11 protein-coding genes are annotated in these 13,860 nt (G+C 70.5%); 5 read left to right on the forward strand and 6 right to left on the reverse strand.

The features are described from left to right. Positions 1 to 231 precede the first annotated feature (231 nt). From LX88_RS33705 to LX88_RS33715, 3 genes are read left to right on the forward strand one after another with little or no spacing between them, the layout of a single operon-like run. The gene (locus LX88_RS33705; protein ID WP_258951831.1) at positions 232 to 3,411 is read left to right on the forward strand and encodes a scabin-related ADP-ribosyltransferase; all 3,180 of its coding nucleotides are present in this window, start codon (positions 232 to 234) and stop codon (positions 3,409 to 3,411) included. After that, on the forward strand, positions 3,408 to 4,373 hold the full coding sequence (locus LX88_RS33710) for a nucleoside hydrolase (RefSeq protein ID WP_258951832.1): 966 nt from the start codon (positions 3,408 to 3,410) through the stop codon (positions 4,371 to 4,373). The genes LX88_RS33705 and LX88_RS33710 overlap by 4 nt, the downstream gene beginning before the upstream one ends. Next, positions 4,370 to 6,523 (forward strand): hypothetical protein, encoded by a 2,154-nt coding sequence (locus tag LX88_RS33715; RefSeq protein WP_258951833.1) that lies wholly within the window; start codon positions 4,370 to 4,372, stop codon positions 6,521 to 6,523. The genes LX88_RS33710 and LX88_RS33715 overlap by 4 nt, the downstream gene beginning before the upstream one ends. 4 nt (positions 6,524 to 6,527) lie before the next feature. Here the strand turns inward: LX88_RS33715 and LX88_RS33720 are convergent, their stop codons facing one another. The 3 genes from LX88_RS33720 to LX88_RS33730 form a co-directional block, all read right to left on the reverse strand. Further along, positions 6,528 to 7,361 carry a WXG100 family type VII secretion target gene (locus LX88_RS33720; protein WP_258951834.1) on the reverse strand — a complete coding sequence of 278 codons (834 nt, stop codon included), beginning with the start codon at positions 7,359 to 7,361 and terminating at the stop codon, positions 6,528 to 6,530. Between the two features lie 17 nt (positions 7,362 to 7,378). Further along, positions 7,379 to 7,888 (reverse strand): YbaB/EbfC family nucleoid-associated protein, encoded by a 510-nt coding sequence (locus LX88_RS33725; protein WP_258951835.1) that lies wholly within the window; start codon positions 7,886 to 7,888, stop codon positions 7,379 to 7,381. Positions 7,889 to 7,975: 87 nt separating this feature from the next. After that, positions 7,976 to 8,458 (reverse strand): MarR family winged helix-turn-helix transcriptional regulator, encoded by a 483-nt coding sequence (locus tag LX88_RS33730; protein WP_258951836.1) that lies wholly within the window; start codon positions 8,456 to 8,458, stop codon positions 7,976 to 7,978. A gap of 63 nt (positions 8,459 to 8,521) precedes the next feature. Between LX88_RS33730 and LX88_RS33735 the strand changes: the two genes are divergently transcribed. Both LX88_RS33735 and LX88_RS33740 read left to right on the forward strand, forming a co-directional pair. Beyond that, the gene (locus tag LX88_RS33735; RefSeq protein WP_258951837.1) at positions 8,522 to 9,091 is read left to right on the forward strand and encodes a hemerythrin domain-containing protein; all 570 of its coding nucleotides are present in this window, start codon (positions 8,522 to 8,524) and stop codon (positions 9,089 to 9,091) included. A 56-nt stretch (positions 9,092 to 9,147) separates the two neighbouring features. Beyond that, the gene (locus tag LX88_RS33740; RefSeq protein WP_258951838.1) at positions 9,148 to 9,621 is read left to right on the forward strand and encodes a hypothetical protein; all 474 of its coding nucleotides are present in this window, start codon (positions 9,148 to 9,150) and stop codon (positions 9,619 to 9,621) included. Here LX88_RS33740 and LX88_RS33745 read toward each other — a convergent pair. Genes LX88_RS33745 through LX88_RS33755 form a run of 3 tightly spaced genes read right to left on the reverse strand, consistent with a single transcriptional unit; the run spans position 9,618 to position 13,735 of the window. Next, positions 9,618 to 11,705, reverse strand: a complete 2,088-nt coding sequence (locus tag LX88_RS33745; protein WP_258951839.1) for a M6 family metalloprotease domain-containing protein — start codon at positions 11,703 to 11,705, stop codon at positions 9,618 to 9,620. The genes LX88_RS33740 and LX88_RS33745 overlap by 4 nt on opposite strands. 54 nt (positions 11,706 to 11,759) lie before the next feature. Further along, entirely contained in the window at positions 11,760 to 13,073 is a 1,314-nt protein-coding gene (locus LX88_RS33750) for a HAMP domain-containing sensor histidine kinase (protein ID WP_258951840.1), read from the reverse strand. Continuing rightward, on the reverse strand, positions 13,070 to 13,735 hold the full coding sequence (locus tag LX88_RS33755) for a response regulator transcription factor (protein ID WP_258951841.1): 666 nt from the start codon (positions 13,733 to 13,735) through the stop codon (positions 13,070 to 13,072). The genes LX88_RS33750 and LX88_RS33755 overlap by 4 nt, the downstream gene beginning before the upstream one ends. Between the last annotated feature and the right edge of the window lie 125 nt (positions 13,736 to 13,860).

The following is a 13,860-nucleotide window of genomic DNA, read 5'->3' on the forward strand; positions in this document are numbered from 1 at the left end:
GCGCCTGGCACCAGTCTCGCAGGCAACCCGCAAGCCGGCCGAGGTCCTGCCGGTCCCACATCGCCCGGCCACGCGGGCAATCCCCAGACCAGAGGCGGCCCGCAGACCGGCCGGCCCCTCGCTGGTCCGCCCGCGGGCGGACCAGCACTCGGCGGTGGTCCACCCCCTGGACGGGGCCCTGCGCCCGCCGGGCAGATGGGAAGCCAGCCTGCTTCCAGGCCACCTGCTCCGATGGCCGGTGGTCCCGCGCCCGGTGCCCGTCCTCCCGGCACCGCGCCGTTCGGCCGTGGTCCCGGTGGCCCGGTTCCCGGTGGCACGCACCAGAGCGGTCCGCCGGCCGGCCGGGTTCCGATGGCACCGCCTGGCGGTCCTGCACACGGGGGACCGCGGCCGGGCGACCCCGGCCCGCGCTCCTCCTTCGGACCCGCGGGCATGCATCCCGGCAACCAGAACGGACCTGCTCGTCAGACCCCCTGGCAGGGGCACCCGCACTCCACCGACCCGCGCACGGCTCACCCGCAGGGCACCCACCCGCAGACGGCGCCGCCTCGTGGACCGATGGCGCCCGGCGGTCATCAGAACGGGCCGGGGCCACACCCCCAGCGGCACGCGGACGGCCCGCCCGGTGGCGGACAGCGCCATCCCGGCCTGGGGAATCCTTCCGCTCCCCCGAGTGGCAGGCCCGTGCGCGGCGGCTCACCGCAGGACGGGCAGCCGCACCGCGCGCCCGGACGCCCCTCCCACGGCGTGCCGGACCACAACGCACCCGTGCGGCGGCAGGACGACCGGTCACCGGGACACGACCGACCGGTACAGGACCGCCTTCCCCACCAACGGCCAGGACAGGACCATCCCAGCGACAGGCCCGCTGACAGGAACGCACCAGCCCCCACGCCCAGCAGCCGGCCTCACGACGGGCAGCTGCCCCCGGTCGCGTTCCAACACACCGACCTGTCCCACTACGACCAGTCGCAGATCGTCCGCCGTCAGGTCGACGACTTCACCGCGGACGAGAACACCCTCTTCCGCGGTGCCCAGCAGACCCCGGACGAGGTTCGCCGGGCGAGCGGGTTCGCGCCTCCTGTGCAGCACGGGCGGGCGGACATCCTGAAACACATCGAGGGCGACACCAACCGGTTCGTCAGCACCTCGACGGAGATCGACAAGTCCCTGACCTTCTCCTCGACCGGCGAACACGGTTACCTCTACCGGATCAAGGCTCCTGGCGGCATCCTCTCCGAACGCACGCAGGACCGGATGGGGCACGAGCACACCAGGTACGGCGAGGGCGAGGTCCTGTTCGCCGGCGGCATCGACTGGCGGTACGTCGAGGGATGGCACAAGGTCGTCCAAGGGCCTGACGGCAAGCAGGTCGGCGAGTTCGTGCCGAACCCCGACTTCATCGGCGGAGAGCGGAAGAGCGAGCCCGAAACTCCGGACGAGCTCAAGTACGTTCCGCCGCCCGAACCGCCGCCCATCGAGATGCGGCCCTCGTGGAAGATAGAAGAGGACGAGGCGCGCGAAGCCGCCGAACGAGGCGAAGTGCCGTCTCCCGGGGAAAAGCCGGCCGAGGCTCCCCAGGAGAAGAAGCCCGCACCGCCGTTGCCGGTGGACGTCGACATCCAGGCACGTCTGGGCGGCGAACCCGCACGGCCGGCACAGCCCGCGGCGCTGCACGCGGGGCAGGGCGACGAGTCGAGCCAGCAACGGGTGTTGCAGGAGCGGTTCCCTGGGATCGAGCAGGTCAACGCGCACAGGCTCAGCGAGGACGGCCACCGGACGAACTGCGTGGAGGCGATGATCGCCGACGAGCGGCGCTACCACGGTGAGCAGGTCGAGGCGCGGCCCACGCGTCCCGAGGACGTGCCCGAGCAGGGCAGGCTGAGCCGGGTCCGGGACGCGCTGGGCGGCGAGTGGACGAGCCACAAGGACATCGACAGCGTCACCAGGGCGATGGCGAGCACACCGGAGAACTCGCGCGGCGCGCTCGCGTACAGGTTCACCGACGAAGAGGGACGTACGCAGGGCCACGTCGTGAGAGTCGTCAACACTCCGGACGGCGTCGCGTACGCCGATCCTCAGACAGGGCGGCTCGCGACGCTGCCTGACGACGCAACGGATGTCCGCCTTCTCTCAGAGGACTACACCGACGACACGGCGCACTCGCACGTCGATGACGACGGCGGCTACGGTGCGACACCCGAGGAGCAGCGCGACGACGCCGTTGACCAGGTCGCGGACGAGCTCGGCATCAGTGATCCGGAGAAACGGCAGGCGCTGGCCGACACCTACGACGCCGCGAGGGAGTACACGGCACCAATCATCGTGGACGTGGCCGCGCGCATCCACGACGACCTCCAGGTGATCGCCGATGCCGACCCGGACCACCGCGTGGTCTTCCTCGGACGCGACGGGCACAGCCTCGCCCTCGCGAGCAGGGAGCTCGACCCGGCGTTCTTCGACCGGCACGCGAGCGAGGTCGTGCTGTCGCGAGCGGTCGTCGAGGCGGCGTTGCGGGACATCGAGCGCTCCGACCCCGACCGGGACCTCAGCGCCGTCGACGAGTTCCGGCTGCACAAGAAGGTCGCGGACGAGGACGTGCCAGGCGCGTACGACCGGCTTTCGGACTACCTCGACTCGGCGGGCGTGCCGATCCACGGCGACGGCGGCATCAGCCTCGTCGACACCAGCTACAAGGGCACCGTGCAGGAGATGCTGACGGCGGCGTACCCGGACCCGGAGTTCCAGGGCCACTACGCCTTCCACGGCCAGTCGCCCGGCGATCCGCACCCGGACGCGAAGAAGGGTTACCTCGTCGACCTCGAACCGGAGGAAGGCGGCGGCAAACCGTTGCGGGAGCTGCCGGACGACCCCGGTCGCACGTTCGCGCACCAGGACGCGATCGGCGTCATCGAGGAGACGTTGCACGGTACTATGTCGAGTCCGCGCAGGATCGACGAGAGCGGGCCTGTCCAGCAGCCGCAACGTTTCGAGCCCGATCCGGCGGCGGGCATCAACCCGCTCAAGGTGGCCGAACCGTTCCAGGACCCCGCGGTGCGCGAGGGCGCCAAGGCGATGAGCCTGCGGGCGGTCGTCGACGTGGCGCGGGAGATGGCCGAACTCAGGGCAGAGGGCGGCGCGTGGCGGGACGAGCTGTCCGCACGGGCTGAGCACGGCCGCGACCAGGTGCGGTCCTGGGTGGCCGAGGACGGCAGTGGCGACCCGAGGTTCCGCGAGGTGATGGACTCACTGGTGCGCCGAGGCGACAAGGGCGCGGTCGCGGAGGTGGAAGCGGCAGTGCGCGACCTCCCGCCCGACGAGCAGCGTCGCGTGTGGACGGAGTTCGCCGCACAACCGGGAATCGCGGAACGCGTCGAGTACGCACGCGTTCTGAAGGAAGGGAAGCGATGAGCGAGGAGCTGAACCGGGAACGCCAGGAGCTGGCCGGCCTGGCGCAGCGGTTCGGGCTGCCGCAGACGGTGGCGGGCGATCCGTTCCCGCCGTCCCAGGAGGGTGCGCCGCTGATCATCGACACGGACGCCGGCGGCGACCCCACCGACGTCATCGCGCTCGTCGCCGCCGCTGCCGAACCGACACTCACCCTGGTATCCACAGTGGACGAACTGGGCGGACGCCGGGCACGGTTCGTCCGGCACCTGCTCGACCTGCTCGGCCGCGAGGACGTGCGGGTGGTCGCCGGCGCTGATCTCGGCGAACGAAGGATGGACTGCATCGCGGGTCTCGTACCGGATTCCGTCGAGCCGCAACGGACCGACCTGGCCGACGCGGTCGCGGAGGTCGTGACGAACACGGACGGCCTGGTCCGCTGGGTGGGCATGGGCCCGGCGACGAACCTCGCCGCGTTGCTGACCGAGAACCCGTCTCTCGCCGAACGACTGGTCGTGACGCAGCTGGGCGGCGCGCTGAACCACCGCGATCCCGACCGGGCCGAACACAACTTCCGTCTCGACCCGGCGGCCGCGAACATCTTGCTCACCAAGGGAAAGCTGCCGAAGCTGGTGCTGTCGGACACGACGTTCACACCGGAGCTGGAGATCGCCAAGGACTCCGGCTTCTACCGCAGGCTCGCCACGGCGGAGCCCGCGTGGGCGAAGCTCGTCACCGCGCACATGGCCCAGTGGTTCGACCGCTTCCACCCCGGCACCGTCCAGCACGACGGTCTGGCGCTCGCGGCCGGCCTCCAGCTCCCCTACGTGGCACTGCGCCGGGAACGCGTGGTGCTCGACGACATCGGCCGGATGACCACCGCCCCGGACGGGAACCTCGCGCGGATCAGCGTCAAGGCCGACCACCGCGCCTTCCTGGCCTGGCTCACCAGGCGTCTGGACACAGCACTGGAGGAGACCCGATGAACCGCGACGAGGCGATCCGTTCCGCGTGGGACTGGATCGTCCGCACGCACGGTCCGAGCTCCGCGAACCTGCGGATCCTCACCGACGACGTGGTGCTGGTGCGCGGTCAGTGGCACGTGCCGTACGACGCGACTGACGACGTGCTCGCGCCGCTCCCCGCCGTGGAGGTACCCGACGACGGTGGCGAGCCACGCGCGTACGTTCCCACTCCGCCCTCACCGTGGAAGCGCGGGGTGCCCAGGGGGCAGAGGGGTCCTGAGCTCTCGATCGTCGATCCCGAGTGGGACCTGGAGACCTTCGGGTACCTGGGGGTGCCGAACGTGGCGATCCTGGGCTGGCTGCGCGAAGAGGGCTCGGACGAGTTCCGCCGCAACGCGGCGCACACCCCGGGTCCCGGTGCCCGGGGATGGCCGCTGCCGCAGACGCCGGCCGACAAGATCTTCTCCTACTACCAGTGCGGTTGGCTGGAAGAGGACGCCAGGTTCATCTCCGGTGTCGTCGACGTGGTGGTGTGCACGACGGACCAGATCGGCCAGGACGACAACGGCCACACGTGGCTCGCCACCTACTCCTCCGACCGGCTCCTTCCTCCTGGAACCCGGCGGTGGCGCGAAGTCGGCGTGCGCGAACTCCTGACCACGACGACGGCGGACGAGGTGCGGGTCAACCCCGGCCACGACTGGCAGACGTCGCTCAGGAGGCCCATCCCGCTCGACCGCTGGCCCGCGCCGTTCCCCCTGCCCGCCGCGGTCGAACGCCACGAGGACGGCAGCCCCGCGCTGGTCGAACGCGTGGACGAGGCCAGGGCACATGATCTCTCGTTCACCGCGGAAGAACGCGAGATCCTCGCGGAGTGCCTTCTGTGGCAGGAGACCGGACAGCCAGGCCCACCTCCGCGGGGTGTGCAGCAGACCTGGGACGCGAACGGCGCGCGCGTGTGGCAGGCGCCGACGTTCGGCAAGGCCGCCGGGCTCCCCGCGACCCAGCAGAACGGGTGGCCGTGGCTGGCCGGTCTCCTCGCCGGCTTCGCACTGGGCGACAACCCTTACGAAACAACGCTTTTCAAGCTCATCGACGACGTCGTCCGCACCATCGCGCAGAGGTCGCCGGCCTTCCGGTCCGACCACCCCTGGTTGCCGCGCCGCGCCGGATGGCTGCCGAACGCACAGGAACCCGTCGACGTGGTGCGGGCGATCGTGGCCGGCCTCGGCGCCGGGAACCCCGCTGTCCGGGCCGTCGGCTGGCACGACGAGATCAGTCCGGTGATCGCCCGCGCGGTGTCGCGCGAGGCATTTTCCCGTGCGCCGCACTACATCCTGCAAGAACTCGGCATGCCGGCCCCCGACACGGGCACCCCGTGGGGCTTCGCGGTGCGAATCGTGAGCTCGCTCGGCAACCACCCGCCGACGGCGCTCGCCGCGGCCGCCTTCGACCCACTCGTGGCCGCGCTGACCGGCGCTCTGCTCGGGGCGTGGCACGGCGTCGCCGGCCTGCCGGTCGGACCGCAGCACGACCTCGCCGAATGTGTTGCCACCGAAGCGTTTCTGGCGTTCGACCCGAAGTACGCGCCCACCGAGACCACGCATCCGGGCCTACCACCGATCAGCGACGCGATGCGCGCCGAGGCGGCGAGGAACCCTGGTGGCTGGATCTACTGCGCGGACCCGGACATCGACCCGCGTTACATCCAGGGCACGCCGCTGTTCACGTTGCTCGGCGCCTACGAGGTCGGACCGGATGGCCAGTTCACCGGCAACACCTGGGTGAACGACGACTACAAGCCGAGCCCGCGACGTCTGGGGCTGCCCGAGCCGCTGTGCGAGTTCGAGGTGGTGCTCAACTACGTCACGGCGGGCTGGCTGCCCTACGAGGCGGTCATGTCGGCGGCGCTGGAGTCGCAGCTGCTGGGCCAGCCCGGCCCGGACGGCAACCTCGCCATCGCCAGGGACGCGCACGGCAACAACCTGATCGCGCTCTACTCGTCGCCGCGCTTCCTCCCGCCCGGCGACTACCGGCCGGGAGGGATCACGCTCAAGGACATCCTGTCGGTGCTGCCGGGCGTCCAGGTGATGGTCAACCCCGGCGGCGCGGTGGGAGTGGACTTCAAGGGCGACGACCTGGTGGCGATGTTCACCGGCCAGCCTCGCTGAAGCGTCAGGCGGTGGCCGGCGGCATGTCGTAGGGCTTGACCGCGTCGTAGGCGGACTTGGCGTAGCCGCCGTACTCCGCGAACCGCTCCAGCCCCTTGACCAGGCCCTGCATCTTCTCCGCCAGCTTGGCCATGCGGCCGCCGAAGCGCGCCATCGCGGCCGCCAGCTTCGACAGGCGGCCGGCGATCTTGGTCGCCATCATGGCGGCGCGCGTGCCCGCGTACCCGGCGAACGCGGCGATGGAGCTGCCCAGCGTGACCACGGCCGACGCGGCGGCGATCAGCGCGCTCGCGATCAGTTCGCCGATCAGGTCCGAAATCCAGCCGAACACCAGCGACCGCAGTTCGCAGACGAGCGCGCCGGACAGCGCGTAGATCGCCGCGGTGCCGTCCATGGTCTTGCCGAGCGCGTCGTACTCCCCGGCCATCTGTTCCATCTCGCGTTTGAACGCGTCGCCCGACGCGCCCTCCCAGTCGGCGACGGAGCGCATGTCCTCGCGGTGCTCCTGGGCGACCACCTTCATCTGCAGAGCGGCTTGCTTGAGCTGGTCGGTGTTCGCGTTGATCTCGTCGGGGTTGCCCAGCAACGCGTCCAGCGGCTCGCGCAGGAAGTCGACGTGCTCCAGCAACCAGCCGACACCGGCGGAAGCGAGCATTCCCAGCGGGTTCGCCATCATGGCGACCACGTCCACCACCACGCCGGCACCACCGAGCGCGACGTCGATGACGTCAGGGCCCTCGCCCTCGGACTCCGACGTCAGCGAGTCGACGAAGCCGGCGACGCTGTCCACCACGCCCGCGCCGGTCGACCACGTGGTCGTGCTGTTCTCCTCTGACACTTCTCCCCCAGGCGAAATCAGCGCTTCTTGAAGATCGAGTCGCCACCGAAGTCGTCGTCCTCATCGGTGTCCGGACGCGGCGCGGGACGACGGGCGGGCGGAGGAGGAGGTGGCGCGGCGGCGGCGCGCTCCTCGTACTCCTCGTTGAACGCGTAGCCCGGTGCCTTCGGCTGTTCCTCTTCCTCCGGCGGCGGCAGGTACTCGGTGATCATGCGATAGGTCTCGGACCCCTCGCCTTCCACGGCCGCGAACGTCTCGGCGACCTTCACCGCCGCACCGCGCTGCGCCATGCGCGCGATCTCGAGGATCTCGCTGGACAGCTGCGCGTGCGACTTCCTCATGGCGTCCGCGGTCAGCTCGAGCCCGGTCAGCGCACCGTTGGGCGCGACGCTCACGATGATCGTCCCGTCCTTCGAGGAGGCCGAACCACCCGCCTGCGCCAGCCCTTCCTGGACCGCCGCGGCCTTCGCCTGCGCGTCGGCGATCTTCGCCTCGAAGTCCCGCATCCACTCTTCGGGCGTCTTCACCCTGTCCCCCAGATCACGTTCATCCGTACGGTCCAGAGAATTCCACAACCGCGGCGGCGGTGCCGGGGCAACCACCAGATCCGCGCGTCAGGTCGTGCTCGCCGCGATGTCCTGCACGGCCTGGCAGGCGCTCGGCACCGGGTCCAGCTCGTTGACGTGTCCCGCCAGCCGGCAGAGCAACGCCCTGAACGTCTCCCGGTCCGAATCCGACAGCCCGGACAACACGTGAGCCTCGGCGTGGGAGAGCCGCAGATCCAGCTCCTCCAACCGCGCACGCCCCACGTCGGTCGCCACCACCAGGCGGGTGCGCCGGTCCGTCGGCGCCGGGCGGCGTTCCACCAGAGAGGCTCGCTCCAGGTCGTCGAGCAGGTAGGTCATGACGGTGCGGTCGATGCCCAGCTGCTGGCAGAGCGCCGACTGGCTTTCCGGCTGGTCACGGGTGGCGGCGGTGAGGATCTGGTAGCCGCGGTGGCCGCCGGGCAGGTCGCCCACGGCAGCGTTGGTGGCCTTGACGAAGGCACGGAACACCACGCCGAGGGTCCAGCCGAAGTCGTCCTCTAGCGCGTTCACCCGTCGATGATAGTCCGGATAGAACGTCTGTTAGACAGAACATCTGCGTGACATACTTTCGGCATGACAGATCATGGCGTCGAGCTCCTGTGGGACGAGTCGACGCGCCCCCGAGGTCCAGAGCCTGAAGCGAACGCGGTCTACAGCGTTTCGGGCAGGGCGATGAGCCGTCAGCTGGTCGGGGTGCACAACCACCTGCGCGAGGAGCTGACGAAGGTCCGTTCGATCATCGAGCAGGCCGTGGACGGCACCATCGGCGTGGGCGAGGCGCGGTCCGCGATCAACACGATGACCATGCGCCAGAACAACTGGACGATGGGCGCGTACTGCGAGAGCTACTGCCGGCTCGTCACCCTCCACCACACGCTCGAGGACACCAGCCTCTACCCGCAGCTCAGGGAGGGCGACGCGCGGCTCGGGCCCGTCCTGGACCGGCTGACCGAGGAGCACCACGTCATCCACGAGGTGCTCGAACGCCTTGACGCCGCACTGGTGGCGACGGTCGCGGAACCGCGGAAGATCGTCCAGGTGCAGGAGGCGGCCGGCCTGCTCACGGACACGCTGCTGTCGCACCTGTCCTATGAGGAGCACGAACTGCTCGAGCCCATGGCCCGGATCCCGTACCACCACTGAGTGCACTTGGGCGTGTGCTCAGGCCCGCGCCCGGCGGCTGCCAACAGACTGGGTGCGTGGACACCAGGAAGCGAGTCGATCCCGTCCGGCGCGGTCGCACCATCCTGGGGGCGTCGTTGCTGCTCACAGCCGTCGCCGCGGGGACGAGAGCCGCCGCCGGGTTCAGCTACGCGCCCGAGCTCGAGTCCGCGATCCGCGCGGACGAAGGCCTCGACGTCACGATCGCGCTGCACACCGGGCTGACGTACGCGTGGCTCGGGTTCGCGGTCCTGACCGCGGCCGCCGCGATTCCGTTGCTGGCCAGCGGTTCGGGCCGGACGTTCGCGGCCGGCGTCTGCTACGCGCTCGGCATGCCGTTGCTGCTGTTCAGCATCGGCGTGATCGCCCCGATCCCGGCGGTCCAGACGCTGACGTGGCTGGCGTGCGGCGCCGCTCTGCTGACGGGGTGCTTCGTGGTGCTGACGTCAGGACCGGTGCCGCAGCGGGAAGCTCCGGGCCGGCGCGGGCCGGCCCGGAGCAGTCGCCGCTAGCGGCCGGTCACCGTGCAGGTCGCGGTCGCGGACCTGCCGGGGTTGCTCTCCGACACCGCCGTCAGAGTCACCTTCGACATGATCGGCCCGCCGTTGCGCTGTGCGTGCACCGGAACGTCGACCCGCCCGCCGAACTTGGCCGTGGCCAGCGCGTTCGGCACCGAGACCGTCCAGCCGTCCGAAGCCTTCGCCGTCACGCGGTAGACGTCGCCGTCGAGGTACTGGTCGACGGGCTCCGGGTGCTGTCCGCCGGGAGGTGCTGTGCGGCCGGTGTTGGTCAGCGGGAAGCGGCACGTCGCCACGCCCGACGAGTCGGCACGCGCCGCGGCCGGGTTGACCCGCACGCCGCGCTGCTGCGGTCCGGCGCCGTCGAGCGACCGGATCGCCACCGTGTAGGACAGCACGCCACGGGCGTCGCGTTGCAGGTCCAGCACGTAGAAGTGCAGGCGGTTGGCCGTGTCGACGAACTCGAACTCGCTGCCGGAGTTCGTGCCGGCGTGGAACAGCGCGTCGGACAGCTGGCGGTAGTCGCCGATCGTGATCGGGACCTGGGTGCCGTCGGGCAGGACGTAGTCGGTCATGCCGATGTCCTGCGGATTGGCGTCGACCACCCACGTGAACGGTGCGGCGTCGGCGTTCTTGGTCTTGGCCAGCATCACGCCGGAGTCCGGGGTGAACGAGTCTGCGCCCATCCGGTCCACGACCTCGAGCGTGTAGTTGTTGTAGCCGCCGCCGTCGCAGAACGGGTTGGTGGAGACGTTGCAGGACGGGGACTTGTCGCCGGTGCCCAGAGCGAGGTTGATGCCGGTCAGGCCGGTGGCGCCGGGGTTGACCTCGCGCGCGGTGATCTTCGCGATGACCGTGCCGGAACCGGCCAGTGCCTCGCGGGACAACCGCAGGACGTTCTTCTCGTCGACGATGCCGAGCTTGATCTTGTTGCGCAACGTCTGCTGCGCGCCGAGCGACCCACCGCCGGTCGCCGGGATGGTCCAGCGGGAGTGCGGACCGCCGGGGCCGTTGAACGAGCCGCGCGACAGCATGTCCCAAGGACCGCTGTAGTCACGGCGCGGCGGGCTGCCGTACGGGTTGTTGTAGTTGTCGCCGATGCCGAGGATGTGGCTCAGTTCGTGCGCGTAGACGCCCTGGCCGGAGCTCTCGGCCTGGGTCGACGAACCACCGCCCGCGTTGGGCCAGATCGACGAGCCCGCGGCCCACGAGGTCCAGTCGACGTACCGGGTGCTCGACCAGTTCGGCAGGGCCGGATCCGGCGGGCCGAAGGCGTCGGTCACGTCCTCCTTGGTCCGGAACTTCATCATCCCGAACTCCTGCCACGTGCCGGACTCGTCCTGGCCCGCCGACAGGTAGTAGGTGAAGTCGTAGCCCGCCGGTACTTCCGCGCCGACGTCGGCCACCCACGCGGCGCGGCCGTCGGTGCGGATGTTGCGGTTGCAGGAATCGCCGGCGGGACAACCAGTTCCGCCCTGGAACTCCATGGCGTACTCGTGGTCCTTGCCCGGCATCGTGTACGGGCCGAACGCCTTCAGGTCGACGCCGTAGCGCCCACCGGAGGTCTCCATCCAGTACTCGTGCACGGTGTGGCCGCGGTTGAGACCGTTCGGCTTGTTGAGGAAGTCCTGGTAGAACTGCCCGACCTCGGCGCGTGGCACGTTGCTCGCCTCGGCGCTGGGGTTGCCGAACACCGTGGAGTTCTTCGCCTGCGTGACGACGAACGGCTGGTTCGGGTAGTCCAGCAGGACCAGCGCGCCCTTGAAGGTGCGCACCGAGCCCTTGACCGCCGGGTCGGCCCAGTTCGTTCCGGGGATCTTCTTGTAGTCCCGCTCCCACGTCATGTGGTCGGGATTGACCCAGTTCTGCGGGTCGATCGGACCCGGGAAACCGGCCTGCGCGAGCACGCGGGCGGAGTCCCTGGACTGCTGCCACGGCTGTTGCTGCGGCCAGTGGTTGTACTGCCAGTGGTTCGACGGTTCTTCCGGAGGAGCTGCGGCCGAGTTGCCGGCGGTGAACATCGCGATCGAGAGGAGCGCGGTGATCAGCAAGGCAGGGCGCCGGTGTGTGCGTTCCATGTCCTCACCGTGGTGCAGAGCAGGCCACGGCAACCACCGTCGATCGTCTGCCAGTCAACGGATTTCAGGCAGATCGACGCGAACGGACGCACCGCGCGGCCTCGGCACGAACCGCACGCTGCCTCCGTGCACCGCCACGACGTCCGCCACGATCGCCAGCCCCAGGCCGGATCCGGGCAGGCCACGGGCGTCGGGCGCGCGCCAGAACCGCTCGAAGGCCGAGCTCCTGTGCTCGAACGGCACCCCCGGCCCCTCGTCGCTGACGGTCAGCCAGCCGGGCCTCGAGCGGACGGTGATCGTGGAGCGCGCCGGGGAGAACTTCACGGCGTTGTCGAGCAGGTTGAGCACGCTGCGTTCCAGGGCGCCCGCGTCGCCGGCGACCGACCACTCGGCGTGGTCGACGTCGAAGAGGTGGTCGTGGGCACGGCTGCGGGCGCGCTCGACCGCCCGGTCGATCACGCCGGCCACGCCGACGGGCTCGCTGGCCAGCTCCCGGTCGTCGCGGGCGAGCACGACGAGCTCGGTGACCAGGTCGCCGAACTCCTGGCTCTGGGCCTGCAGGCGGTCGAGGACCTCCGCGCGCTGCGGTAGCGCGCGGCCGGTGCGTTCGCTGCGCACCAGGAGGTCGATGTTGGTGCGCAGGCTGGTCAACGGGGTGCGCAGCTCGTGCGCGGCGTCGTTGACGAGATCGCGCTGGCGCCGGCGGGACTCGGCCAGGGCCGCGGTCATCGACGTGAACGCGCGGCCCAGCCGGCCCACCTCGTCGTGACCGTCGACGGTGACCGGGGTCGTCAGGTCCTCGGTGCGCGCGATGTGCTCGGCCGCCTCGGTGAGGCGTTCCATCGGTGCCAGGGCGCGGCGGGTCAGCCACAGGCCCGTGCCGGTGACCAGCAGCACGCCGCAGATCGACACGGCGGCCAGGACTCCGGCGAGCGTGGTCAGGGTGGTGTCGATCTCGGCCGTGCTGCGGCTGAGGATCAGGACCTCGCCGGTGCTCATCGGTTGCAGGGCGACGCGTGCCTCCGCACCCGACTCGGTCACGCCGTCGCGCAGCACCGGCGCCGTCACGAAGTCGGCGCTGGAGGTGACGACGGGGTCGACTCCCGGTGGCGCGCAGGTGAGCCCGTTGCGGCTCAGGGTCTGGATGCCCTGCAGAACCTGCCTGAGCCCCTCGGCGGGGACGCCTTCGTCGCACCGGATCTGGATCCGGGGCGGCGGCACGCTGGCGAGCAACGACCTGTCGAGCTGCGTGCGCAGGTTGTGCTCGGTGGTGAGCCAGGTGACGACGCTGATCCCGGCGATCGCGACCGCCACGACGAACGCGGTGATCAGCGCGAGCTTGCCGCGCAGCAGGACCGGGCTCCTCACGGCGACTCGCGCAGGATGAAACCCATGCCGCGCACGGTGTGCAGCAGGCGGGGACGGCCGCCTGCCTCGGTCTTGCGGCGCAGGTAGCCGACGTAGACGTCGAGCAGGTTGGTGCCCTGGTCCTTGCCCCACACGGCGTGCTTGAGGTGCTGCTTGGTGAGCAGCCGGTCCGGATCGCCCAGGAAGACCGCGAGCAGGTCGTACTCGGTCGGGGTCAGGTCGAGCCGGTCGTCTCCGCGCAGGACCTCGCGGGCCTGCGGGTCCATCCTGAGGTCGGCGAACTGGAGCGTCCGTGGTGCCGCGCGGCGCCGGTTCTGCTTGAGCAGTGCCCGGACGCGGGCCAGGAGCTCCTCCAGCGCGAAGGGTTTGACCAGGTAGTCGTCGGCACCGGCGTCCAGGCCGGTGACCCGGTCGCCCAGCGCGTCGCGGGCGGTGAGCATCAGCACGGGCAGTCGTTCCCCGGCCGCGCGCAGGCGGCGACAGGCCTCGGAGCCGTCCAGGTTCGGCATCATCAGGTCGAGGACGGCCAGGTCCGCCCCGTGCACGAGCGGGAGCGCCTCGGCGCCGTCCGAGGCCGTGGTCACCTCGTAGCCCTCGAACTCGAGGCTGCGCCGCAGGCTGTCGCGGACGTCCGGGTCGTCGTCCACCACCAGCAGTCTCATTCCAGGCACGGTAGAGCCGTTCGCTGTGAGCCACCTGTGCATCAGCGCTCTCACGATTCTCTCAGCAGAAGCCAAGGACGTTCTCACGACAGCCTCAGCAGGCTCGGTCCCACAACGGTCGCAGC

It is taken from the genome of Lentzea californiensis (genome assembly GCF_024648825.1).
GTDB classification, from domain to species: Bacteria; Actinomycetota; Actinomycetes; order Mycobacteriales; family Pseudonocardiaceae; genus Lentzea; species Lentzea californiensis.

Excerpts from the sequence above, each read along its gene's own strand:
- LX88_RS33705 (WP_258951831.1), top strand. The coding sequence starts at position 232 with ATGGCCGGTGGTCCCGCGCCCGGTGCCCGTCCTCCCGGCACCGCGCCG.
- LX88_RS33710 (WP_258951832.1), top strand. The coding sequence starts at position 3,408 with ATGAGCGAGGAGCTGAACCGGGAACGCCAGGAGCTGGCCGGCCTGGCG.
- LX88_RS33715 (WP_258951833.1), top strand. The coding sequence starts at position 4,370 with ATGAACCGCGACGAGGCGATCCGTTCCGCGTGGGACTGGATCGTCCGC.
- LX88_RS33735 (WP_258951837.1), top strand. The coding sequence starts at position 8,522 with ATGACAGATCATGGCGTCGAGCTCCTGTGGGACGAGTCGACGCGCCCC.
- LX88_RS33745 (WP_258951839.1), bottom strand. The coding sequence starts at position 11,705 with ATGGAACGCACACACCGGCGCCCTGCCTTGCTGATCACCGCGCTCCTC.
- LX88_RS33755 (WP_258951841.1), bottom strand. The coding sequence starts at position 13,735 with ATGAGACTGCTGGTGGTGGACGACGACCCGGACGTCCGCGACAGCCTG.